The organism is Arcanobacterium ihumii (assembly GCF_900604515.1).
Taxonomy (GTDB): domain Bacteria; phylum Actinomycetota; class Actinomycetes; order Actinomycetales; family Actinomycetaceae; genus Arcanobacterium_A; species Arcanobacterium_A ihumii.
Genome location: NZ_UWOS01000003.1, coordinates 293842 through 317952 on the forward strand (window position 1 = coordinate 293842; position 24111 = coordinate 317952).

Genomic DNA, 24111 nt, shown 5'->3' on the forward strand with positions numbered 1-24111 from the left:
TTAGCAGCGAAACAAGGAGAATATATGAGCAAGATTCGCGTAGGCATTGTTGGCGTTGGAAACTGCGCTAGCTCCCTAGTGCAAGGCGTCCACTTTTACCGCGACGCAAACCCATCCGACACCATCCCCGGATTGATGCACGTTAATTTCGGTGGTTACCACGTTAAGGACGTGGAATTCGTAGTAGCATTCGACGTTGATGCTGACAAAGTAGGAAAAGACCTTTCCGAAGCAATTTGGTCTGGCCAGAACAATACGTTCAAATTCACCGACGTCCCAGAAATTGGGGTTAAGGTTAGCCGTGGCAAGACCCTCGACGGTCTGGGCGAATACTACCGCGCAACCATTGATGAATCCGATGCTCCCGAAGTAGACGTTGTTCAGACTCTCAAAGATGCACAGGTTGACGTGCTGGTTTCCTATCTCCCAGTTGGATCTGAGGAAGCCGATAAGTTTTATGCTCAGTGCGCTATCGACGCCGGTGTAGCATTCGTTAACTGCCTCCCGGTTTTTATTGCCTCAAACCCGCAATGGGCGGCAAAGTTCGAAGCCGCTGGTGTGCCGATCGTTGGCGACGACATCAAGTCTCAGTACGGTGCAACAATTTCGCATCGCGACATCATCCGCCTCATGGAAGAACGCGGAGTTCGCATTGATCGCACTTACCAGCTCAACGTTGGTGGAAACATGGACTTCAAGAATATGCTTCAGCGTAACCGCCTCGAGTCCAAGAAGATTTCGAAGACTCAGGCCGTCACCTCGAACATGACTGGTCCAGTCAACGATCACGACATTCACGTTGGACCTTCGGATTACGTTCCGTGGCTCGATGACCGCAAGTTTGCATTCGTTCGAATTGAAGGAACAACCTTCGGCGAAGTTCCAATTCAGATGGAATACAAGCTCGAAGTTTGGGACTCACCAAACTCCGCAGGAATCGTCATTGACGCAATCCGCGCCGCAAAAATCGCCCTTGATCGCGGGGTCGGCGGACCAATTCTTTCCGCAGCCTCTTACCTCATGAAGTCGCCACCAGAGCAGCGTCGCGATAACATCGCCCGCGAATCAGTTGAGGCGTTTATTCGTGGAGAAGTAGAGCGCTAAAGCTAAAATTCGTTAGGCGAAACAAATCCAGGCGGTTGTGGGAAAATTCCCCGCGAAAGCGGGCACCCCACAACCGCCTGTCAATTACTCCCAGCCGACCGGCATTTCACCGATATATCCTTCGGGGATGTAAACGCATGAGGGATCTGCCGCCAGCGGATCTCGCGTAAGTGCGTAAGCTGTGGACCTTGACCCACCACAGAAGTGGTTGTATTCGCACACTCCACATTTTCCACCGAAATGGGATGGCGTACGCAACTCACGCATCACGGGAGAGTCAGAATATAGCTCGGCAAGTGGCTTTTCTTTAACGGACCCAACATGAATCGGTAGGAATCCAGACGGATAAACATCACCAACATGGTCGATAAAAACGAATCCCGAACCTGAATTAACTGCTAGTGGTGTGCGCGGAATACGAGTCTTTTCTGGCGTTACCCCGAGTAAACGTGCCGTCTCCGCTGTTAGCCAGTAGTACAGTTCTCCATGCTCGACTTCTTGGCCGGTTTCCACAGCTTTCGCACGTTGAAATGCGATGCGTCGATACTGCGGCGCTTCCGTCGTCTTAATCGCAATTCGATCAGAAACATCATGCAACCACTGAAGCGTATCCTCACGCTCCTGCGGCGAAAGCATATTTAGGTTCGCTCCACGGCCTGTTGGCACCAGCATAAAGACGTACCACATAAATGCTTCGAGCTCGATTGCTTTAGCAAGCATTGCGGGTGCTTCCCTGATATTTCCGCGTGTAAGCGTCGAGTTAATCTGGAGACGAAATCCTACTTCATTGATGATTTTCGTGGCTTCCACAGTTTTGTCGAAAGTGCCCTTGATGCCACGGAAAGCGTCGTGCGTTTCTGCCGTAGCACCGTCCATTGACACCGACATCGCTTTCCCGCCAGCCTCCCGCAAGGCCACTAAACGCTCCTTTGTAAACAAAGGAGTTACCGACGGCGAAATCGAGACCGAAAGTCCAAGGTCCGTTCCGTATTTCACAAGCTCAACTAAATCTTCACGTTCGAAACAGTCCCCTCCAGTGAAGACGACGAGGGGGTAAGGTCGCGAATAACCAGCGAGCTGACGCAGTAAGTCTTTACCTTCTTCAGTGCTGAGTTGCCCCGGAGCGGCCTTCCGCTGAGCTTCAGCACGGCAATGCGCACACACCAAACCACAAGCGCGAGTCACTTCCCAAATCGCGATAAATGGTTTTTCATTCAGGTCGTGGCGAATTTCGCGCACAACCGGGTGATGACGATGCTCCATATAGCTCAGCTCCTTAAAAGTCTCTCCCATCATAAACTCTGACGGGAGAGACTCCTAGGACTTTAGCGACACCTAATTTTCAAGCTCCTTTAACCGATAGCTTCAACCGCGAATGACCTTGACTTTCCCGATTCTTACCTAACGAAACAGCCTCAAAATCACTCGTATCAAAATCAGCGGCATCAACGATCACTTCATCCCCGTCTTCTACGGTCCCGGCAAGTAACATTTTTGCCAGCTGATCCCCAATCTCACGCTGAATAAGGCGACGTAAAGGACGCGCACCGAACGCGGCATCGTAACCATCGACCGTGAGCACATCTTTTGCAGCAGGTAAAACGTCAAGGGTGATTCTACGAGCCACAAGCCGGTTCGCGAGTTGCGCAACTTGAAGATCAACAATCGATCCTAGCTGCTCAATCGTCAGCGGATCAAACATAATGACGTCGTCAAGTCGGTTGAGGAACTCTGGCTTGAAATGACCACGAACCGCAGTCATCACCGCAGCGTTCTTATCCTCATCCGCAAGCTGCGGATCACTAAGGAACTGCGAACCGATATTCGAGGTCAAAATAAGAATCGTATTACGGAAATCAACCGTGCGTCCCTGTCCGTCCGTAAGACGTCCGTCGTCGAGAACCTGAAGCAGGATATCGAATACTTCCGGATGCGCCTTTTCAACCTCGTCTAAGAGCACGACGCCATAGGGACGACGCCGAACGGCTTCGGTTAGTTGCCCGCCCTCTTCGTATCCCACGTATCCTGGAGGAGCACCGACTAGTCGCGCCACCGAATGTTTCTCACCATATTCGGACATATCGATTCGAACCATGGCACGCTCGTCGTCGAAAAGGAAATCGGCCAGAGACTTCGCCAGTTCGGTCTTTCCAACTCCGGTTGGTCCCAAGAACAGGAAGGATCCGGTTGGCCGGTTAGGATCAGAAACACCTGCTCGCGAGCGCCGAACCGCATCAGAAACCGACTTCACCGCTTGGGTTTGGCCAATAATGCGCTTACCTAGATAACTCTCCATCTCGAGGAGCTTCTCGGTTTCTCCCTGCATAAGTCGACCCACTGGGATTCCCGTCCATGCGGCAATAACTTCAGCAATGCCTTCAGCATCGACTCGTTCTGCAATCATTGGGGCAACATCCGTTACCTGTGACTCTTCGGATTCACCATCAGCAATTTGACGCTCCACATTCGGGATGTCTCCGTTTTGAATCCGCCCTGCGTCCTCGTATCTACCTTCTCGAATAGCTTTCTCGAGTTCGGTACGAAGTTCATCAAGCTTAACGCGCAGGTCGCCAACCTTGTTCCGGCCCGCTTTCTCCGCTTGCCAACGCGCATTCAAGCCTGCCAACTCTTCGGACTTATCTGCGAGTTCCGCTTCGAGACGTTCGAGGCGATCGGCGGCACCGGCGTCATCATCCGTTTCGGTATCTTCAAGATAGGCTTTTTCCATCTTAAGTCGATCCACCTGGCGTTGAAGCACGTCAATTTCTTCTGGCGATGAATCGAGTTCCATCCGCAGCCTCGAAGCAGCCTCATCAACAAGATCAATTGCCTTGTCCGGAAGCTGACGCCCCGAAATATAGCGATCAGACAGCGTCGCCGCGGCAACTAGCGCTCCGTCCGAAATCGTCACCTTATGGTGAGCTTCGTATTTCGGTGCGATTCCACGCAAAATAGCAATAGTATCCTCCACCGAGGGCTCACCAACAAACACCTGTTGGAAACGGCGTTCAAGTGCCGGATCTTTCTCTATATGTTCGCGATACTCATCAAGAGTAGTTGCACCAACCAAGCGGAGCTCGCCGCGAGCAAGCATTGGTTTGAGCATATTGCCCGCATCCATTGCCCCGTCTGCTCCACCACCAGCACCGACGACGGTGTGGAGTTCGTCGATAAAGGTGACGACTTCGCCGTCGGAATCCTTGATCTCTTGAAGAACGGCTTTTAGGCGCTCTTCAAACTCACCGCGGTACTTTGCGCCCGCAACCATTCCCGCAATATCCAAGGAAATAAGGCGCTTTCCACGAAGAGATTCTGGAACATCACCATCAACAATGCGCTGAGCAAGCCCTTCAACTACCGCAGTTTTTCCAACTCCAGGCTCACCGATCAACACCGGGTTATTTTTGGTACGACGCGAAAGCACTTGGACCACGCGTCGGATCTCCGAATCTCGGCCGATTACGGGGTCTAGCTTACCTTCACGCGCGGCTTGAGTAAGGTCTGTTCCGTATTTCTCAAGCGCTTTAAAGGTACCTTCAGGATCTGCCGAAGTTACTTTCGCAGAGCCGCGCACAGATGGCAAAGCCGCAAAAAGCTGATCGCGTGTTACCCCAGCGGCACGTAAAATATCGCCAGCCGCACTTTGTGAATTAGCAATCGTCAAAAGGAGATGTTCGGTCGAGATAAAAGAATCGCCAAGCGCGGTTGCCTCTTTACCGGCATCGGTAAGCACAGCAGATAAAGATCTAGAAGCTTGAGGCTGCGCCACATTGGAACCAGAAGCTCCTGGCAGCGTTGCGAGGTGTGCTCGGGTACGTTCGGCAATCGCGCCACGATCGGCACCGACCGCGTCAAGCAAAGCAACCGCTACCCCACCCGATTGCTCGAGTAAAGAAGCAAGCAGATGTACCGGCTCCAACTGAGGATTTCCAGCAGCGGAGGCACTCTGGATCGCTTGCGCGAGCGCCTCCTGAGATTTAGTTGTGAGTTTGTCCATGACATTCCTCCGTTGTAGGTAATATTACGTACATTTTTCGAATCAGTTTCGCTCGTTTTCAAACATTTACTGGTTGATTCCGAAGCAGCCACCATTCAATTGATTGGGACGTAATAAGATTTAACATTCACTATCTGTAACGCAACTATAGTTGAGTCTATTCCACTCAACTTTAATATTTCTATGAGCTCCATAACAGGAAGATCACCCCACCCTCAACACGCGCTAGATTGGACATATGCCAGAAGGTCACTCTATCCACCGTCTATCCAACGCCATTACCGAACTATTTGGCGGAAAAGTCATCAAAGCGTCCTCGCCTCAAGGCAGATTCACCCCCGGGGCCGAGTTAATCAACGATTCTCTTATCCTCGGGGCACAAGCTTGGGGAAAACACCTCTTCATCCCATTCATTCCAGCAAGCGGTTCTGCAACAATCACAGATTCTTGGACGGAAATACCACTTCACAACAACCCAATCTTAGAAAACGATGCGGTTCACTGGATTCATATTCACCTAGGGCTCTATGGTTCATGGACGTTCCAAGGCATCCCTGGTTTTTCGGATTTCCATGCGATCGGTGCTCCACGTCTTGCCACTACAACTAAGCAGCGACGAATCGGCGAAGGCGACGACTTGGTTTCACCATTAATCAACAACAATCCGGTGACACCACTCGAGGAGTACAATTGGATCGCGCCTCCCCCACGCGAAACGGTTCGCCTCAGACTTGCTCTCCCCTACGGAGTCGCCGATCTAACCGGACCCAATCAGTGCGAGATTTTAGAAGGGTACGAGGTCCAAGCACAGTTGACCCGACTAGGTCCCGATCCGCTTCGCAATGAGCCCGGTATGCGCGAGGACTTCATCACGCGCGTCCGCAAGCGCAAGATCCCGATCGGCGGCTTAGTCATGGATCAAAAGACTATTGCAGGACCAGGCAATATTTATCGTGCGGAGTGCCTCTTCCGGATCGGCATCCATCCGTACCGCACAGGAGCTCAAGTTTCAGAGCGGCGGATAGGTTATCTTTGGGACGACCTAGTTTCCACGATGAACGACGGAGTTCGCACCGGTAAGATTTGGACCGTACCCGATGCACTTGCGCCAGTTAATCCTATTGAGGGAGACCCCGAAGCCTCACGTTTTGCCGTCTATCACCGCACTGGACGGCCATGTTTGCGGTGCGGTTCGGTAGTTAAGGAAGCCGAAATGCAAGGTCGACGGCTCTTTTGGTGTAGCGGGTGCCAACGATAGGAAGGGAGACAGGAAAAGATGGCACGTAAAAAGAAATCCACCCATTTGGGCACACCTGCGCTCCGTGCGCTCAATGACGCAGGCGTTGAATATGAACTATTTGAGTATGAACATTCGCCGGTAATGGATCACGGCTATGCACTCGACACTTCAGCAGTGCTGGGAATCGAGCCACAATATATCTTCAAAACTCTTCTCACTGAGTGCGACGGCGAATCAGTAGTTGCGGTGGTTCCAGCGTCGTCCCAGCTCAACTTAAAAGCCTTAGCGAAAGCAGCTGACGCGAAGGCGGCATCGATGATGGATCCTTCAAAAGCCGAAAAAATTACGGGATACGTGACGGGTGGAATTTCACCACTCGGGCAACGTTCCACCTTGCGCACATTTATCGACGAATCAGCATTGGAACTCGATATGATTTTGGTTTCAGGCGGAAAACGAAACCTTTCAGTACGGCTAGGTGCACAAGATCTTGCAGAAGCAATCAACGCCCAATTTGCAATTATTCAAACTGGTCAGAATCGAAAATCCACGGCTCTAAATTGAGCTTATTTGGGTTGAACACACCTAGAAATTCCGACGCCGAACGTACCGGTTCCATTCCGAGGGATAAAGCCATCATTTCCACCACGTCCGCCGTGCTCACTCCTAACTCACGAAGCCGAGGCAGAGTAACGGCACCGTCTCGTTTAGCGAGCCGAACGCCGTCGGGATTAAGAACAAGTGGCACGTGGGCATATTCAGGTGCGTCAAAACCGAGCACACGCTGCAAATAAATCTGGCGCGGCGTGGACGCGAGGAGATCATTTCCACGCACGATTTGCGTCACTGAAGGGATACGACGGCGATTGGTAGAGTCATTGAGTTGCGCAATAAATTGCGTGGGATCTGAGTTGTACCCTAAGAGGTCATCGACTACCGCAACGAAATTATAAGAATAGACTCCGTCTCCACGGCGAAGGACGATATCGTCCACTGCGCCGGTATGGTTGCCAAAATTTTTGTCCGTGAATTCGATAAGGGTTAGGTCGGATTTGAGACGGATTGCTGGAACACGCCCCTGCAACCTTTGGCAACGTTCGTCTCTTTCGGCTTCGTTGATGTTTCTACATGTTCCCGGATAGAATCCAGGCTCAGTGTGAGGAGCGCTTGCAGCTTGAGCTAAGTCCTTTCGCGAGCAATAGCATTCGAAGGTTTGCCCAACGTTCTGGAGAGCTTCAACGATCGTCGCGTAAGTTTCAAGGCGCTGGGACTGCCGAATGACTTCACCGTCCCAATCTATCCCAAGCTCTTCAAGGTCGCGAAGCTGAGCAGTTTCAAATTCCGGCCGAGACCTCCCATCGAGATCTTCGATTCGCAGTTGGAATCCGCGACCACTAGAGCGCGCAAACGCCCACGCCAGTAAAGCTGTTCGGAGATTCCCGATATGAAGAATGCCCGATGGAGATGGTGCATACCTACCAAAACCTAGGGACAAAACTGGCTCCGATGACGCATCCATCAGCGAATATACCCCGTGAGCTCGGCACAACTTGGGTTCGAGGTGATTTTCCCAGTTTTCTGAAAACCGTGAGCGTTGAGAATCTGGAGCACTACAGGAGAAGTTTGTGCAGGTAGCTCAACGGTGGCTGGCATATCTCCCAGCGACATCTCCAAGAGCCGCATAGCTGCAACGATGACGTCACTCGAATCTAAGTCTCTATCTATCAATAACCAATCTAAGCCAACGAGCCGTGGTTGATTTGGACCTAATGCACGAGCAGCTACAAATCCCACAACCAAAGCGTCTTCAACTACCACGCCTGACCTTCCATGAGAGTTGGAGCTTTTGCATTCAGGATCACTGTTGAGATCGTGGCCTTGACCGTCAAGCAAGGCAACCCAATAAGCAGAAGAATCTGGGAATGCTAAGGCGGAACCCAATTCATTTTCGTCAAATTTCACTCCGAAAGAATGGGCAAGTATAGCGATTGCTTCCGCATCAGATGGCTGCGCTGGGCGTATCTTGATCGTTTTGGTCATAGTGCAATTATGCCTGTTTCGCAAGCATTATTCTCATTAAGATCTTGCCTTAAAAACATCCCTTTTCGTTATTATTTCGATAGCTTGAAAGGGATCCAGAAAAACTTTGAAACGTTGCCCATCTCGATCAAAAAGATCAGTAACGTTGACTAGTAAGGAGAAGAAATGACGATCCGTCCAGAACATTCCACCGCTAAATCCGAACAATCTGGCACTCAAATGTATAACGGAGCCCCCGCAGAGTCTGATCGAAATTCGCTTTCCTTGGGAGACCTTGGCCCGCTGCTTCTACACGACGTTCATTTAGTAGATAACCTCGCACACTTCAATCGCGAATCTGTACCAGAACGTCGCCCTCATGCCAAAGGATCAGGAGCATTCGGCATCTTTCGTGTAACAAATGACGTATCCGCATACACGAAAGCCGATCTTTTCCAACCGGGCCAAGAGACTAAAATGCTTGCTCGTTTCTCAACCGTGGCAGGAGAACTCGGATCCCCAGACACCTGGCGCGACGTGCGTGGATTTGCTTTACGTTTCTACACCAACGACGGAAACTTCGACATCGTCGGAAACAATACCCCAATTTTCTTTGTCCGCGATCCGATGAAATTCCCTCACTTCATCCATTCACAGAAGCGCACCGCGGATTCATGACTACGATCGGAAGATATGCAGTGGGATTTCTGGACGAATAATCCAGAATCCGCCCACCAAGTCACCTAGCTCATGGGTCCACGCGGTCTGCCTCGCTCTTGGCGTCATATGAACGGATACGGTTCACACACCTATATGTGGATTAACGACGCCGGTGTGAAGTTCTGGGTGAAGTACCACTTCCACACCCAGCAAGGCGTGGAAAATCTAACGAATAAAGAAGCTCAAGAACTTGCTGGTTCGGATGCTGATTTTCACCGCTGTGATCTTTTCGAAGCGATCAAGCGGGGCGATTTCCCACGATGGAAGTTCTCCGTGCAGATTATGCCATACGAAGAAGCTAAGACGTACCACGTTAACCCCTTTGATCTTACGAAGACGTGGTCTCATCGCGACTACCCGCTGATCCAGGTCGGCGAATTTGAACTCAACGAAAATCCGGAAAACTATCACGCTCAGATCGAACAGGCAGCTTTCGCACCGTCGAACTATGTTCCTGGAACCGGTTTCTCCCCAGATAAGATGTTGCTCGGCGCCGACGTATGCACCGAACTCCTACGGCAAGCCTTATTCGGATTTCGAAGGTACGGTTGAAGATTCTTGGGAAGCTGACGGCGAAATGATTCGCGCCGCGTACACGCTTCGAGTGGACGACGACGATTTCACACAGCCGGGGATCTTGATCAGGAGTGTCTACACTCCGGAGCAAGTTGATGCCTTGGTAGGTACAGTTACGGGGATGCTTGTAAAGTGCTCAGCACAGGTTCGCGAGCGCGCTTATGTGTATTGGAAGAACATCGATGCTCCGACTGGTCAGAGAATCGAAGACGCCGTACATGCACAGCTTTCTAAACGGTGACGTACCTTTTACATAGATAGTACCGTTGCGTTATATCTTTGCGTGAGTATCTTAAGTGGTGTGGGGAGAGAAGTATATCGGCTTCTCTCCCCACACCACTTAACCCAGCAGAAAAAGGATTACTTCTTTCGCCTTGCTAGCCCAACGCCATTTACTAAGCCAGCTCCGAGCAACAGCGTAGCGATGCCACCGAGTACAATCAACAAAGTTTGCGAACCGGTGTTGGCAAGGTTTGTGCCTTGCGTAGAGGCAACACTACCTTTTCCAACATTTCCTCCAGCTACTCCAACTCCTGAAACATCAGTTCCTGGGGTTGTAGTCGATTCACTATTGATTGCCAACTCAGCCTCAACCAATACCTGCATTGCAGCTACAGACTGATCTGCTTCCGAGTAAGCAACTACGTAGTGCAAGCCAGGCTCGGAACCTTGTGGAATTGCGAAGTCATAGGCAAGTTCGCCATTCGCCGTCGTTACTGTTTCACCAAGTAGCTTAGCATCGGTGTAGAAGTAGAGCTTCGCCTTAGTATTTGGTGTAAACCCGCAGAATCGAACAGCAACTTTGCTGTTTTTCTTTACTTTCTTCATTCCAAACTTATGGTTCGGATGGTTCTTGCTCCAAGCTTCAATCGCCCTGGTGTTTGCGAATACCTTATCAACTCGATCAATCTTCTGAACACACTGATCGGCGTCGTTGCCACCAGGGACTCCCCCCGGTCTCCCAAGCTTCAAAGCGAACTTGATCGGATCATGATCGGAGGAACGGTAAGGGGTTGTATCGTAAAGATCATTTACCTTCACGTTCATGTTGTAGTTCGAGTATTCGAAAGCCACCGGCTCCATAGCATTAACATTCCAAACATCGGCACCAACCAGCATCTTTTCAGCCTGAGCATTGGCAAATCCGTGATCGAGCGAACCGATAATTCCACTGAACTGGTAGGAGTGGTTCTTCACCTTATACTTCTTTGCGATGCTTATATATCCCTTGTTCTCGATCACGCGAAGCGGATCTTCTTCAGTGTAGGAGTTCATATCGCCCAAGATAAACACAGGCTTGTGAGCAAAATTCTGCTCAACCCATGCGGTCATGGCCTTTGCCTGCTCCACACGAAGCAAGTTGTTATTTCCTTGGCCCTTATCAGAATCGTTTGGAATCTTCGTCGATAGGGATCCTTTCGACTTCAAGTGATTCACAACGGTCACGAAGGATTCGCCGAACGCTTCGCCCTTGGCATTTACACCTTGCCACTCTTGCGCAAGCGGTTCGCGAGCATATCCACTGATGTACTCATTACCAATCAGAATCTTTGACTCACCCAATGGCTTCACATGCTTTGCCTGGTAAATATAGGCAAGGCGAATAACATCTTCCGAATCGGGCACCTTGGCTGGAGAAGGAACAAACGTCCACTTATTAAAACCAGCAGCCTTATTCAAAGCTTGAACCAGATTTGAAAGCGCAGTGTCACGAGGCTTGCTGTATTTCGCCGAGTTCTCGATTTCTTCTAGACCAATGATCGTTGAATCAAGCTTGTTAATAGCCGCGACGATCTTAGTCTGCTGACGCTGCATAGCAGCCGCAGAGTATGCACCTCGCACCGAGCAACGCTTAGTTGTAACTAATTCGCCCTTGCGATCAGGCCATCCCTGGCACCTATCCTCATCTTGCCCCAGAGAAATAAAGTAATTCAGCACGTTAAACGAGGAAATCGTAACATCTCCGCCAAAGTCTCCAGGAGCAACCGGACGTTTGTTATTAGTGATCGAGATCCAGTCCTGGGAGTTGTCTACGTAGGAATCGGGTGTATCAGCCCCTTGAACATTCACGGGCTCAGTCGGCTGGTAATTCCACTGGAATCGGTAATCCAAGATCATCGGCTTCTTAAACGAAACGTGCGCTCCAACTCGAATCGGATCCTTGACATTCAGATACGGAACTGGGATCAAATCATTGGCGATCTTTCCACCGTAGTATTGCCAGCTTGATCCGTCATCGAGAGTAATCTTCCGGCGTGAATTCTGATCGCTTAGGGTCTGATATCCCGTCGGGTTCTCATTCGGGTTAAAAAACTCGGTTGGCTGCATAATCGGTTCAGTACCGATCGCCAATCCAACTTGACCGTATCGGTTAGTGTCATAGTTATTGGTTACCGTGTGAATACCAGTCACGCTAATAAGCATGCCTTCCAAGGATTCCCGCTTAGCCTCTTCAGCAGGTGCAGCGTCAATTGTCACTGGCTTCGGATCGACGATGTCTTTGCTCTTGTTGATTTTCGTCCACGCCGATGCTTTCACCTGGGTAAGCTCTTTGTACTCAGTCGCTTCACCAGTCACTTCGTAGTATTCACCGATCTTTGCAACCTTCGCCATTTCCGGAGAGTAAACGAAGACTCCATCAGAAATACCGTCGTCGTTATTGCCCCCGGTTCCAGGAGTCTGGATATACAAGCCGTTGAAACCACCTGTCGGGTAGACGGCGGTAACTATACCTTTCGTCTTAACAATCTGCCCCATCAGCGGCGTGCTCGGTCCAGAGCCCTGAATTTCAGCAATCGTCACTTCTTTGGCTGGCGCGGACGGATCAGGTGCCGGAGTAGTTCCAGCACTGCCGGCTTCTCCTCCGCTAAATTGCGGAGTCGCGGGCTGTACCACAAAATCGGCCGCGTTATCGTTGGAGTCAACGCCAAGCTTTGCGCGCTGATAAGAATCTCCTCCGCTCGTCTGAGCTGATTGCGGAGTCTTTTCAAAGGTTTTGGTTGATCCCCAACCGAAGATATCGACGACGTCGGTGCTGGAACTTTGGTCACCATCGGGAAGAGTCACCGCGCTCGTTCCCTTCACAAGAGCGAGCGAAGCAGCTGTTGCCGATGCGTTGAATGTGCCTTCAACGTCAAACTTCAAGGGTGACTCGGTGGCAGTAGTGCTCAGTGGCTTGCCACCCACCAAAAAGTAACCGCGCGGAGCGATCGTTCCCTTAAGAGCGAGTTGGCTACTGCTTGTCAACTTGTCTTTAGTGAAATATTGAATCGACATTCCGTCCAGCGAAACTGCCTTATCGCTTGGATTGTAGAGCTCTACAAAATCACGGTATTTACCGTCTACATTCCCACCGCGAACATAGATTTCGTTGATTACAACACTGCCGGTAGCACTTGCGGTATTCTCCGGAGCAGCCCCCGACGGAGTGGCATAAATAGGAAGCACCAGCGCGGTCACCGCAGCTAAAGCTATTGCACGAGGCAATTTTTTACGCATAGTTATCCCCTCAGAAAAATGCGTGGTCTATCCGATTTCTCAGATTTGTGCATCATTGCACCACTTAAGGTTATATACATACAGATGGAAGTTAAAGTGAATCCCAATATTACCTAAAATGAATGTTTGATTAACGTAAAGAAGTGAACATTCAAAGTCCCTACATATGAGACGATTTTAGAACAGTATTTGGACTCTATCCATTTTTAGAAAATCACTCGCAAAAATAGAACCATGACTTCAACTCAGTCGATCTATCCACTTTCCCTTCCGCAACGCGTCCTGCTTCTTGGTAGCGGTGAACTAGGTAAAGAGCTCACAATTTCCCTTCAACGCTTCGGTTGCGAGGTCATTGCGTGCGATACATACGACCGTGCACCCGCCATGAGCGTAGCGTCTTCCTCCGTCGTCATCGACATGACCAACGAAACCTCGGTGAGCGCGGTGATCGCCAAAACGAATCCAGACCTGATTATCCCTGAAGTGGAAAAACTTGCGGTCGAAGCGCTGATTGCCGCAGCACAAAACGGGAAGCGAGTTACGCCGTCAGCAACGATTGTGAAGCTAACTTTCGATCGCCAAGGAATCCGCACACTAGCTGCCGAAAAGGCGAATGTGCCTACCAGCAAATTTGCCTTCGCCGATTCGATTGAAACGTTGAAGGAAGAAGCAGGAAAAATCGGATTCCCATGTTTTGTGAAACCAACGATGTCGTCTTCCGGGCACGGCCAATCTCGCGTAATATCGGCAGACCAATTAGATCAAGCTTGGGAAAATGCCTCGGCAGGAGCAAGAGCGTCTACAGGAAAAGTTATAATCGAAGAAAATATCGATTTCGATTACGAAATAACCCTCCTTACTGTCCGTCATTTGGTTGATGGACAGGTACAAACCAGTTTCTGCGAGCCAATCGGACATCGTCAACAAGATGGCGACTACGTGGAATCGTGGCAGCCACAGGCAATGAGCGTAAACGCTCTGGCTAGGGCAAAGGAAATCGCAAAGTCAGTTACGGATATACTCGCCGAGGAATCAGGAAATGAGAACCACCCTGTGCTCGGACTTTTTGGAGTTGAGCTCTTCGTTAGGGGCGACGAAGTGTTCTTTTCCGAACTATCACCACGCCCACACGATACCGGAATGGTCACCATTGCCTCTCAAGTGCAAAACGAATTCGATCTTCATGCTCGCGCGATTCTGGGTCTGCCACTCAATACCTCGCTCCTCAATCCAGCGGCGTCCGCCCCGCTCAAAGCACCAACCGAAAATGCCAATCCCCGCTATTTTGGCTTAGATGAAGCCCTAGCTGATCCGCAAGTTTCGATTCGTATTTTCGGAAAACCAGAGGCTCACAAAGGGCGACGCATGGCCGTTGCGGTTGCTCGCCATGAAAACGTAGATGAAGCTCGGCGAGTAGCGCAAGCGGCAATTGGAAAATTAACTATTAAATAGCAATTCCCAATCAAGTATTATCACTACATGTATCAATTTTCCCGGATCGTTGTAGTCGGCTCAGGCTATGAAGGCACAGCTCTAGCGAACCACATCCGCGACTGTGGGTTCGAAGTCCTTCTCTCTGGACGCCGCTCTCAAGCTGAGCTTCAACACGATGCCGACTCAATAATCCCTGGATCGTCCGCTATTTCTATGCGCCAGATCGTTAAACTTGATAACACCACTACGCTGGTCATCATCGCAATTCCACTTAGCGGCGTGCCACGTTTGAATCCCTGTGATTTCGCTGGAAAAGTCGTGATTGACGTGATGAACTTCTGGCCAAAACTAGATACGTCTATCACGGAACTTTCACAAGCTCCTCGCGATACCTCCCTGTTCGTACAAAAACACCTTAGCCAGTCGATCGTCGTCAAAACTCTTAACCACCTGTCACATCTGGATATTGGTTTCGACGCGCGCCCACAAACCGAACCTCGCCGCCGCGCGCTTGGCATAGCTAGCGACGAGGAAACGGCCAGAAGCGCCGTTGCCACATTTATTGATAAAGTTGGGTATACACCGGTCGACGTAGGCGAACTTCGCAACGGACGATTTCTTGCACCCGGAACCGAAATTTTCCAAGGCGGATGGAGATCTCCCGAACAAATGATTCGTATCCTCACGAAGCGCTCTGGTTACCCTTCCCGCATGTTTTCAATCGAGGACACTATGAACCACACCTCTGAAACCCACAGCGCTAAGCAAGCGATTGTTCTGATCAACACGAAAAGATCTGCCAACGTACCCTCGATAAATGTTATTGAACAAGACCTCAAAGCACTCGGTACACCAGTTGAGTTAGTTCAGGTTGCAGATGACGCGGAGCTACTTGACGCCATTTCACGAGCTGGAGATTCTGTGATTTTTGTATCGGGATATGAAGCGCTGGCCACACCCGAACTCGCCCGCCGTTTGAAAGCTGAGTCACAACAGGTTATCGCCGTATCCACTGATTCCGATCATTTAGACGACGCCACTGCCACCGCGCTACGAGGAATCATTGCGATCAATTCATCGGCGTCAAAGGAGCTCTCTGCTTTTGCTACATCTTCCGATACGTGGATTGTTGACTTTACATTCAACTCTCCGAGCACGATCATCTTGCCCGGTGGAAAATCTGAAACCGTTGGAACTTTCGAACACGAAACCGTCAATTGCGATGGTGTTAACGAAGCATTTATTGCGGGACTTCTCAATGGTTTGACCGCTGATTGGGAGTTGCCAAAAGCAGTTCGTTTCGGAACCTATGTAGCAAGTGGCGTAGCTGAACAGGAAGGTGCTTCGCTGGCTTAGGTTGCTTCGCTAGCGTCGGGTATTTCGTTAGGATTAAGCGCGCGGCTCGGGTTATCCAAAATATTTTTGAGGGACCCGAATTAAGCGCTTGCTATCCCAGGGTAATTCCCAACCAGCAAGTTTAAGCAAAGCGCTGGTAATTTCTGCCGTCAGCCCCCAGATAAAAGTATCTCCAATCACGAATCCCGGACCGTTTACCCACGATGGTCGTCCTTCGTGTTCATCTTCGATATACCACATACAGCGATTCTCAGGGTTTGCAAGGTCATCAATAGAAATAAGGTGGATCTTCGCAACCTCGTCTGGGTTCGGCACACAGGAACTTATATCTCCGTCCCACCGTGCAAGCACCGGAACTACATGAAACAGGTTGTTTCGCAGTACCGCGTCTGGCAAGCGCCCTTGAATTTGGACTTGAGATGGATGGATTCCAACTTCTTCAAAGCACTCACGAGTAGCTGTTTCTTCCGGTGTTTCTTGTCCGTCCCGCGACCCACCCGGGAATGATATTTGACCTGCTTGAAACCTCATTTGAGCAGCCCGTTCGGTAAACAAAATGCTCGGCTCACTCTCAGCACTGGAGAGCAAGACGAGCACTGCGGCAAGACGCGGAGGAGAATCTGCATTATCGATACTTTTGACCTGTTCCGACTGACTCTCCAAGCGCATTTTTGTTTCACCTAGCCTTATTCATCGGGCAGTAGGACGATATCTCGAGGATTCCAAATCACGACGTCTTGGTTGCTTCGGCTTGTTGCTTGGTGACGCAACGCGCGGCGTAGCAGATCCATTCTTTCGGCCATCGTTACATCGCCGGATGCAGAAGCCGCAAAGACTCGACGATCACGCCTGCTCTGAGCTTCGAGCTCATCTCGCATAAACTCACCGAGTTGACGAACGCGATCGAGTTGTTTCTCGAGCCGAATTCGCTGCTCGTTTAGACGTTCAACTTCGGCCTGCAACTGCAAGATCCTAGATATCCCCGATAAATTAATCCCCTCGTCTTGAGAAAGACGCTGGATTTCAATTAATTTATCGACGTCGTTCAAGGAGTAACGACGCCCGCCTCCGCGAGTGCGACCAGCGACGACCAAGCCCAACCTGTCATACTGACGAACCGTTTGGGGATGCATTCCCGCTAACTCAGCTGCAACCGATACCGTCAAAATCGGTGCACTTCGCGAAATTTTAGCCATCGTTACCTCCTCTCATTTTCTTCTGGGCAAACACTGTTGAGGCCAGCCCAAGTTCTCTTCCTAAAAACGCTTCGTTTTACACTCTAGCCATTTTTTCAAATTCTGCACGTGGATCTGCACCTTCCGATGCCGCTCGGAAAGCTTCAACCGCTGCGCGTGTTTCGTCCGACATCTTCTTCGGCACAACGACCTTGAGTCGGACATAGAGATCACCGGCATCACCCTTAGACGGCTTCATACCACGTCCGCGAACGCGCATGGTTTTGTCGGTTGACGATCCTGCTGGAACCTTGACGTGAACGACATCGCCATAGATCGTTGGCACATCGATAGTCGCACCTAGGGTTGCCTCGTCAAAGGCAACGGGAACGTTCACGTAGACGTCTTTCCCGCGTAACTCATAGACGGGATGCGGCTCAACCAAAACCTTGATAAGGATATCTCCTGGCTCTCCGCCGTTAATTCCAGGCTGACCTTTGCCTTTAATTCGGATCTTCTGACCCTCGGTTACACCTGCTGGAATGCGCGCCGTCACCTTTCCTACTCCAGTAGTCACAGATACGGTCGTGCCCTCAACAGCGTCACGCAGTGGAATCGAAACGGTGGTAGATACGTCTTCTCCACGTTCGCGGCGTCGTGATCCGAAACCACCAAATCCCCCGAAACCTCCATGAGAATCTGCCTTCGGCGCACCGGCTCCAAACATCTGCGAAAGAATATCGTCAAACCCTGGGGCTTGACCGCTAGCGCCGGTGTTAAAGCGGACGTTTCCGCCTCCCCCAAACATAGAAGAAAATACGTCCTCAAAGCCACCAGCTCCACCTGAGCCTGGGGCAAAGCGAGCACCACCGCCAGACATCGTACGAATCGCATCGTACTGTTTACGGTCTTGCTCGTTGGAGAGAACTTGGAAGGCTTCCGAGACCTCTTTGAATTTGTTCTCAGCAGCCTTATCACCCGGATTTTGATCTGGGTGATACTTCCGCGCTAACTTCCGATAAGCCTTTTTAATTTCATCTTGAGAGGCAGCCTTCTCCACCCCCAAGGTGGAATAGAAATCTTTACTCATCCAGTCTTGACTTGCCATCACGCCTCACCTCCTACCGAGACGGCGCATAAATCTTTGCTCTGACCTTTTACTAAAAAGGAACAGAATCTAAAAAATACTTGGTTCACTAGCTGTTTCACTAAACTGCCAGTTCACTCAGGGGAAACCACACCTACCCGAGCCGGACGCAAAATCTTTTCTCCCTGCCGATATCCAGGCTGAATCAAGTGCGCTACATGCTCAGATTCTGCGTCGGCAGAGGTTTGATGCATTAGAGCTTCGTGAATTTCTGGATCGAAATCTTCACCCACTTCACCAAAACGCTTTAACTCAAAGTTGCGCTCCAAGGTAGACTCAAGTTCGGCAACAATCACGCCTGCGGGTCCTTCTAAGTCACCGTGCTGGCGAGCAAGTTCGGCATTATCAAGAACTCCCATAAGCGCTTCGAGAACCTTTCCTACTCCAAGAGCACGCTGGTTAACGGCATCGGCCTTAGCTCGCTTAACGTAACCGTTATACTCCTGTTGCAGGTTATAAAGATCAGCCTTGCGGCGAGCAAGCTCATCCTCCAGCTCCGTAATCTTCAGCAACGCCTGATCAAGTTCAGATAGTTCAAATCCCGCTTCACCTTCACCGTCTTGGGTTTGAGTTTCCTGATCCGCACCTCCTTGAGCATTTACGCCCTGAGAATTAGTGCCAGCCTTCGCATCCGCACCTAGATCCTCTTTCACGGAACCAAGATTTTCTTCTACGTTCTCAACTGGCTCGCGGTGATCCTGCGAATTTTCTTCTGTCATGTCAGCTTCCTTCCGTTTCGCCACATCCGCTTAATCTTTCTTTGTTGTGGCTAGTGGCGCACCACCGTCTGGCCGTGCGCCACTAGCAGAGTCACTCACAAGATTTCTCTTGCGCGCTCACAATCGTCCAAAGATCAAGCTTTTACGCTTGCTTTCAGTGCTTCTTCTCGTCGTCATCTACGATTTCAGCATCAACGACGTCGTCTTCGGAAGCGTTCTTAGCAGCCTTAGCGGCGTCGGTCCATCCTTCGCTACCAGGGGTTGCTCCTGCAGCACCTTCAGCTTGTGCCTGGGCATAGAGAGCTTCACCAATCTTCTGAGCCTTGGTGCTGAGATCTTCTTGAGCCTTCTTGATCGCCTCAAGGTCATCACCTTCAAGAGCCTTGCGAAGGGCGTCGTTTGCTTCCTTAACCTCGGTAGTCACGGCGTCATCGAGCTTATCCCCATTATCGGCAATCAACTTGTCGATCGAGTAGACCTGTTGCTCAGCTCCGTTACGAACCTCTGCTTCTTCCTTGCGCTTTTCGTCTTCAGCTGCGTGCTCTTCGGCTTCCTTGACCATGCGCTCGATGTCTTCCTTCGAAAGTCCCGAACCGCCGGTAATGGTTACCGACTGTTCTTGACCGGTTCCACGGTCCTTAGCAGCCACATGAACAATTCCGTTTGCGTCAATATCGAAGGTAACTTCGATCTGAGGCATACCACGAGGAGCGGGAGCAATGCCAGAAAGTTCAAAGGTTCCAAGGAGTTTATTATCGCGAGCAAAGGAGCGCTCACCTTGGTAGACCTGGATCAAAACGCTTGGCTGGTTATCTTCTGCAGTAGAGAAGACTTCCGAGCGCTTGGTTGGGATAGCGGTGTTTCGCTCGATGAGTTTCGTCATCACGCCACCCTTAGTTTCGATTCCAAGGGAAAGTGGGGTGACGTCAATGAGCAAGACGTCGGTACGATCACCAGAGATAACGCCAGCTTGAAGAGCTGCACCAACAGCCACAACTTCGTCTGGATTCACGCCCTTGTTTGGCTCGCGTCCACCGGTAAGTTCCTTAACAACTTCGGTCACGGCTGGCATACGGGTCGAACCGCCCACAAGCACCACGTGATCGATCTCGGAAAGCTTGATACCGGCGTCGTCAATAACCTTCTGGAAAGGAATCTTGGTGCGCTCAAGCAGATCCTTCGTCATCTCTTCGAACTTGGCTCGAGTAAGCTTCTCGTCCAAATGAATTGGACCGTTTTCAGACATCGAGAGGTACTGAAGGGTGATGTTAGTAGAGGTTGCTGAGGAAAGTTCCTTCTTGGCCTGCTCAGCAGCTTCCTTCAAACGCTGTAGAGCAATCTTATCCTTCGAAAGATCTGCACCGTAGTTATTCTTTACCTGCTCAACGAGCCAGTTAACGATGCGCTGATCCCAGTCATCACCACCAAGTTCGTTATCACCTGAGGTTGCACGAACCTGAATGGTTGAGAAGTCGTCCTCAGCATCCTTGCTGACCTCAAGGAGAGAAACGTCGAAGGTTCCGCCACCAAGGTCAAATACGAGGATCAATTCATCTTCTTTACCCTTTTCAAGGCCGTAGGCCAAAGCTGCAGCGGTAGGCTCGTTAACGATGCGCTGAACGTTCAGGCCAGCGATCTGACCAGCATCCTTCGTTGCCTGACGCTGAGCGTCGTTGAAGTAAGCAGGAACCGTGATAACTGCATCGGTTACTGGCTCACCAAGGTATGCTTCAGCGTCTTTCTTCAGCTTCTGAAGAATGAATGCGGAAATCTGCTGCGCGTTGTAAGACTTCTCGTCGATCTGGACGTTCCAAGAGTTATCGCCCATGTGACGCTTCACAGAGGAAATCGTGCGATCAACGTTGGTTACAGCCTGACGCTTTGCAATTTCACCCACGAGAACTTCACCAGTCTTGGAGAAGCCAACGACGGATGGTGTGGTACGAGCGCCTTCAGCATTCGCAATAACAGTTGGCTCGCCACCTTCAAGGACGGTGACGACGGAGTTGGTAGTTCCAAGGTCGATACCTACCGCACGTGCCATAAGTTGTCTCCTTATTCGGTTCGGGCACTCGTGTTGCTTTGTGCCCGATAGTTTACATTTTGTTCTTGGTCTCAAGTCTTACACTCGACTGAAGTTATGTCCAATCGACTTATCAATTCTTGAGTCTATTACACTCAACTTTGGAAGTCGTATTTTTATTCCCGAAATCCCAAAGATAAAATTCAGAGCAGCGTGGGCAAGCTTCCACCACCCCCACCACCCCGCCGCAAAGGTCCCAATTCAAGGTCAAAATATTGCCATTTCGATTTACGCAAGCTAAGCATAATTAATTCTTGACCTGCGAAAACACTCTATTTTGACGTTATTTCAAGCATTTTGGGACTGTTTTCCTAAACGACAGGTGTCGTTGAGATTAGTCTTTACGGTAAAGAGCAATATGTTCTCTCATATTTCTGCTCCTTGAGTGGAACATTAATTTAGATGGAACACTCAACAGACGCTAGTTAGGAAAAGTAGGTTAACAATGGATCACACCATTTCGAGTACCGAAGAACTTGGTACTCCCGCCGCGCAGCGCGGGCCGTCCCGCCGCACATTCCTAAAGTGGTCAGGTGTAGCAGCTGGCGCTGTTGGACTTGTTGCCACCACCACCAACCTCGGCATGCCCACAAAGGCAACCGCAGCTGAAGTTGAAGGAATGGAAGACGCCGATAAGACCGTTTGGTCCGCATGTACAGTCAACTGTGGCTCCCGTTGCCCACTGCGTCTACAAGTGAAAGACGGCACAGTTGTACGTGTACTCCCAGATAACACCGGAGACGATACCCTCGGAAACCAGCAGGTTCGCGCCTGTGTTCGTGGTCGCTCGATCCGTCACCGTATTTACAACCCTGATCGCTTAAAGAAGCCGATGAAGCGTAAGCCCGGCACCAAGCGCGGCGAGGAAAAGTGGGAAGAGATCTCTTGGGATCAGGCTCTCACCGAGATCGCCGATAAGATGAAGGAAATCAAGTCTAAGTACGGAAATGAAGCCTTCTACATCCAGTATGGAACCGGCGTACTCGGCTCCATCATGGCATGCTCCTGGCCACCAGAGGCATCGCCAACTGCACGTCTTCTTAAGTCTTTCGGTGGATACCTCGATCACTACTCGGATTACTCCACCACAAACATCACCCAAGCTTACCCATACTTCTACGGAAGCTGGGTTGGGTCGAACTCCTTCGACGACGCAAAGAATGCTAAGTTGCAGGTCATGTTCGGTAATAATCCTCTCGAGACTCGCATGTCCGGTGGAGGACACACCTTCGTTACCCAAGAGACTAAGCGCAAGGCTGGCGTTCGTACGATCATCGTCGACCCACGTTACTCGGAAACCTCAGTCGCACTTGGTGACGACTGGATAGCACTACGCCCAGGAACGGACGCCGCACTTATCGCCGGAATGATCCACGTCATGCTCAAGGAAAACCTGCACGACCAAGCCTTCCTCGATAAGTACACCATCGGCTTCGACGAAGCCCATATGCCTGCCGGAGCTCAGCCAAATAGCTCCTACCGTGCATACATTGACGGTACCGGATACGACAAGGTTGAGAAGACCCCTGAGTGGGCAGCCGAAATCACCGGCGTTCCAGCTAACCGCATTCGCCAGCTCGCACGCGAAATCGCAACTGCAAAGCCATGTGCAATCACCCAGGGTTGGGGACCTCAGCGTCACGCCAATGGTGAAAACACCTCGCGCGCCATCTTCCTACTGTCGGCTGTAACCGGAAACATCGGCGTCGTCGGTGGAGGAACCGGAGCTCGTGAGGCTGCCGCCGGATTCGGAATTAAGCGTCCATTCGTTTCTGAAATGAAGAACGATTCAAACAAGATTATTTCCTGTTTCACCTGGCTCGATGCTGTTGACCATGGTCCAGAAATGAATACCTTCAATGCCGGTGTTGGTGTTAAGCCTGAAGACGGTTCACGCTCCCTGAAGGTTCCAGTTGATGCAAATATGCAGCCTGAAAACACCAAGCTCGACGTTCCAATCAAGGCTGTTTTCCAGTATGGTTCAAACTCACTCGTTAACCAGACCGGAGATAACAACACCTCGGTTGACATCTTGCAAGACGAATCCAAAGCAGAGCTCATCGTCACCTGTGACATCATGTACACGGTTTCCGCTCGTTACTCCGATTACCTACTACCAGGCACCTCAACCGCGGAAGAATTCGACTTCCACGGTGGCGAAAATGGCGGACCGATGGCTTACGGCATTGTTTCCGAGCAGGCAATTGACCCAATGTACGAGTGTAAGTCGATGTTCGATATCTGTACCGAACTTGCAGATAAACTCGGTGTAAAGGAAAAGTTCACCGGTGGCAAGACTCGCGAAGAGTGGCTTCGTGCAACGATTGACGCTTCGCGCGCAAAGTCTCCATCTCTTCCAACCTACGATGAGTGGAAGAAGATGGGAATCTACCGTGAGAACAAGGGTTCGGTTATTCCGCTTAAGGATTTCCGTACTGATCCAGCAGCTAACCCGTTGACTACCCCGTCTGGGAAAATCGAAATCTACTCACAACGTCTGGCGAACCTCGCCCAGAAATGGGAGTACGGCGTCTTCCGCCCACGTCTCGAAGGTGACCACCTCGCTCCTATTCCAGAATTCACCGCAACTTGGGAAGGTGCGTTGGAAGCACGCGAAAACAAGAAGTTCCCGTTGCAGGTAATCGGCCACCACTTCAAAGGACGTACACATTCATCCTATGGAAACGTTGACTGGCTAAAGGAAGCTCACATCCAGACGGCATGGATTAATCCAATTGACGCCCAGGAGCGTGGAATCAAGAACGACGACGTCGTATTCGTTTACAACGAGCGTGGCACCGTTCAGCTCCAAGCTAAGGTCACTGAGCGCATCGCACCGGGAGTTATGTCGATTCCACAGGGCGCTTGGTACAAACCACTTCCAAGCGCAGAGTTCGACCTTCCAAAGGATGCTAATCCAAAGAAGCCTGTCGATATTTCTGGCTCGGTAAACACACTGACGTCGCTTCACCCAACTCCGTTGGCACGCGGTCTCGTCAGCCATACAGTATTGGCAAACGTCGCAAAGGCAGGGAAGTAAACA

Annotated in this window: 17 protein-coding genes and 1 pseudogene; 8 read left to right on the forward strand and 10 right to left on the reverse strand. The window is 50.7% G+C overall.

The annotated features are described in order from the left end of the window. Window positions 1–24 precede the first annotated feature (24 nt). Window positions 25–1104, forward strand: coding sequence for an inositol-3-phosphate synthase (locus EIH22_RS08685; RefSeq protein ID WP_124055405.1), 1080 nt, complete (start codon window positions 25–27; stop codon window positions 1102–1104). 84 nt (window positions 1105–1188) lie between these two features. On the opposite strand, the gene EIH22_RS08690 is transcribed toward EIH22_RS08685, so the two are convergent. Both EIH22_RS08690 and clpB read right to left on the reverse strand, forming a co-directional pair. After that, complete coding sequence (locus tag EIH22_RS08690) at window positions 1189–2367, reverse strand: TIGR04053 family radical SAM/SPASM domain-containing protein (protein WP_235001840.1); 1179 nt, start codon at window positions 2365–2367, stop codon at window positions 1189–1191. Between the two features lie 79 nt (window positions 2368–2446). Beyond that, window positions 2447–5101, reverse strand: coding sequence for an ATP-dependent chaperone ClpB (gene clpB, locus EIH22_RS08695; protein ID WP_124055407.1), 2655 nt, complete (start codon window positions 5099–5101; stop codon window positions 2447–2449). Between the two features lie 238 nt (window positions 5102–5339). Between clpB and EIH22_RS08700 the strand changes: the two genes are divergently transcribed. Further along, window positions 5340–6359 (forward strand): Fpg/Nei family DNA glycosylase, encoded by a 1020-nt coding sequence (locus EIH22_RS08700; RefSeq protein ID WP_124055408.1) that lies wholly within the window; start codon window positions 5340–5342, stop codon window positions 6357–6359. Between the two features lie 18 nt (window positions 6360–6377). Continuing rightward, window positions 6378–6905 carry a Cys-tRNA(Pro) deacylase gene (ybaK, locus tag EIH22_RS08705; protein WP_124055409.1) on the forward strand — a complete coding sequence of 176 codons (528 nt, stop codon included), beginning with the start codon at window positions 6378–6380 and terminating at the stop codon, window positions 6903–6905. On the opposite strand, the gene EIH22_RS08710 is transcribed toward ybaK, so the two are convergent. Next, window positions 6862–7860, reverse strand: a complete 999-nt coding sequence (locus EIH22_RS08710) for a glutamyl-Q tRNA(Asp) synthetase (RefSeq protein ID WP_124055410.1) — start codon at window positions 7858–7860, stop codon at window positions 6862–6864. The genes ybaK and EIH22_RS08710 overlap by 44 nt on opposite strands. Continuing rightward, complete coding sequence (locus EIH22_RS08715; RefSeq protein ID WP_124055411.1) at window positions 7860–8381, reverse strand: hypothetical protein; 522 nt, start codon at window positions 8379–8381, stop codon at window positions 7860–7862. The genes EIH22_RS08710 and EIH22_RS08715 overlap by 1 nt, the downstream gene beginning before the upstream one ends. A 219-nt stretch (window positions 8382–8600) precedes the next feature. On the opposite strand from EIH22_RS08715, the pseudogene EIH22_RS08720 reads away from it, so the two are divergent. After that, window positions 8601–9632, forward strand: a pseudogene (locus tag EIH22_RS08720) (catalase). Window positions 9633–9657: 25 nt separating this feature from the next. Continuing rightward, complete coding sequence (locus EIH22_RS09030) at window positions 9658–9897, forward strand: catalase-related domain-containing protein (RefSeq protein WP_235001841.1); 240 nt, start codon at window positions 9658–9660, stop codon at window positions 9895–9897. Window positions 9898–10016: 119 nt separating this feature from the next. On the opposite strand, the gene EIH22_RS08725 is transcribed toward EIH22_RS09030, so the two are convergent. Then, complete coding sequence (locus tag EIH22_RS08725; protein WP_124055412.1) at window positions 10017–13154, reverse strand: ExeM/NucH family extracellular endonuclease; 3138 nt, start codon at window positions 13152–13154, stop codon at window positions 10017–10019. 234 nt (window positions 13155–13388) lie between these two features. Here EIH22_RS08725 and purT point away from each other — a divergent pair, with 234 nt between their 5' ends. Together purT and EIH22_RS08735 are read left to right on the forward strand one after the other, a co-directional pair. Continuing rightward, entirely contained in the window at window positions 13389–14606 is a 1218-nt protein-coding gene (gene purT, locus EIH22_RS08730) for a formate-dependent phosphoribosylglycinamide formyltransferase (protein WP_124055413.1), read from the forward strand. A gap of 27 nt (window positions 14607–14633) precedes the next feature. Beyond that, a complete protein-coding gene (locus EIH22_RS08735) occupies window positions 14634–15944 on the forward strand; it encodes an NAD(P)-binding domain-containing protein (RefSeq protein ID WP_124055414.1) in 1311 nt (436 codons plus the stop codon). 51 nt (window positions 15945–15995) lie between these two features. On the opposite strand, the gene EIH22_RS08740 is transcribed toward EIH22_RS08735, so the two are convergent. From EIH22_RS08740 to dnaK, 5 genes are all read right to left on the reverse strand, one after another. Then, window positions 15996–16607 carry an NUDIX hydrolase gene (locus tag EIH22_RS08740; RefSeq protein WP_235001842.1) on the reverse strand — a complete coding sequence of 204 codons (612 nt, stop codon included), beginning with the start codon at window positions 16605–16607 and terminating at the stop codon, window positions 15996–15998. A gap of 23 nt (window positions 16608–16630) precedes the next feature. Beyond that, on the reverse strand, window positions 16631–17140 hold the full coding sequence (locus EIH22_RS08745) for a heat shock protein transcriptional repressor HspR (RefSeq protein WP_124055416.1): 510 nt from the start codon (window positions 17138–17140) through the stop codon (window positions 16631–16633). A 76-nt stretch (window positions 17141–17216) separates the two neighbouring features. Further along, entirely contained in the window at window positions 17217–18227 is a 1011-nt protein-coding gene (locus EIH22_RS08750) for a DnaJ C-terminal domain-containing protein (RefSeq protein WP_124055417.1), read from the reverse strand. Between the two features lie 113 nt (window positions 18228–18340). Beyond that, the gene (locus tag EIH22_RS08755) at window positions 18341–18985 is read right to left on the reverse strand and encodes a nucleotide exchange factor GrpE (protein ID WP_124055418.1); all 645 of its coding nucleotides are present in this window, start codon (window positions 18983–18985) and stop codon (window positions 18341–18343) included. Between the two features lie 154 nt (window positions 18986–19139). Beyond that, complete coding sequence (gene dnaK, locus EIH22_RS08760; protein ID WP_124055419.1) at window positions 19140–21029, reverse strand: molecular chaperone DnaK; 1890 nt, start codon at window positions 21027–21029, stop codon at window positions 19140–19142. A gap of 484 nt (window positions 21030–21513) precedes the next feature. Here dnaK and EIH22_RS08765 point away from each other — a divergent pair, with 484 nt between their 5' ends. Beyond that, window positions 21514–24108: a DMSO/selenate family reductase complex A subunit gene (locus EIH22_RS08765; protein WP_124055420.1), complete on the forward strand. Its 2595-nt coding sequence runs from the start codon at window positions 21514–21516 to the stop codon at window positions 24106–24108. Window positions 24109–24111: the final 3 nt, after the last annotated feature.

Excerpts from the sequence above, each read along its gene's own strand:
- EIH22_RS08700 (WP_124055408.1), top strand. The coding sequence starts at position 5,340 with ATGCCAGAAGGTCACTCTATCCACCGTCTATCCAACGCCATTACCGAA.
- ybaK (WP_124055409.1), top strand. The coding sequence starts at position 6,378 with ATGGCACGTAAAAAGAAATCCACCCATTTGGGCACACCTGCGCTCCGT.
- EIH22_RS08735 (WP_124055414.1), top strand. The coding sequence starts at position 14,634 with ATGTATCAATTTTCCCGGATCGTTGTAGTCGGCTCAGGCTATGAAGGC.
- EIH22_RS08685 (WP_124055405.1), top strand. The coding sequence starts at position 25 with ATGAGCAAGATTCGCGTAGGCATTGTTGGCGTTGGAAACTGCGCTAGC.
- EIH22_RS08725 (WP_124055412.1), bottom strand. The coding sequence starts at position 13,154 with ATGCGTAAAAAATTGCCTCGTGCAATAGCTTTAGCTGCGGTGACCGCG.
- EIH22_RS08690 (WP_235001840.1), bottom strand. The coding sequence starts at position 2,367 with ATGGAGCATCGTCATCACCCGGTTGTGCGCGAAATTCGCCACGACCTG.
- clpB (WP_124055407.1), bottom strand. The coding sequence starts at position 5,101 with ATGGACAAACTCACAACTAAATCTCAGGAGGCGCTCGCGCAAGCGATC.
- EIH22_RS08755 (WP_124055418.1), bottom strand. The coding sequence starts at position 18,985 with ATGACAGAAGAAAATTCGCAGGATCACCGCGAGCCAGTTGAGAACGTA.
- EIH22_RS08715 (WP_124055411.1), bottom strand. The coding sequence starts at position 8,381 with ATGACCAAAACGATCAAGATACGCCCAGCGCAGCCATCTGATGCGGAA.
- EIH22_RS08745 (WP_124055416.1), bottom strand. The coding sequence starts at position 17,140 with ATGGCTAAAATTTCGCGAAGTGCACCGATTTTGACGGTATCGGTTGCA.
- EIH22_RS08710 (WP_124055410.1), bottom strand. The coding sequence starts at position 7,860 with ATGGATGCGTCATCGGAGCCAGTTTTGTCCCTAGGTTTTGGTAGGTAT.
- EIH22_RS08765 (WP_124055420.1), top strand. The coding sequence starts at position 21,514 with ATGGATCACACCATTTCGAGTACCGAAGAACTTGGTACTCCCGCCGCG.
- EIH22_RS09030 (WP_235001841.1), top strand. The coding sequence starts at position 9,658 with ATGATTCGCGCCGCGTACACGCTTCGAGTGGACGACGACGATTTCACA.
- purT (WP_124055413.1), top strand. The coding sequence starts at position 13,389 with ATGACTTCAACTCAGTCGATCTATCCACTTTCCCTTCCGCAACGCGTC.
- EIH22_RS08750 (WP_124055417.1), bottom strand. The coding sequence starts at position 18,227 with ATGGCAAGTCAAGACTGGATGAGTAAAGATTTCTATTCCACCTTGGGG.
- dnaK (WP_124055419.1), bottom strand. The coding sequence starts at position 21,029 with ATGGCACGTGCGGTAGGTATCGACCTTGGAACTACCAACTCCGTCGTC.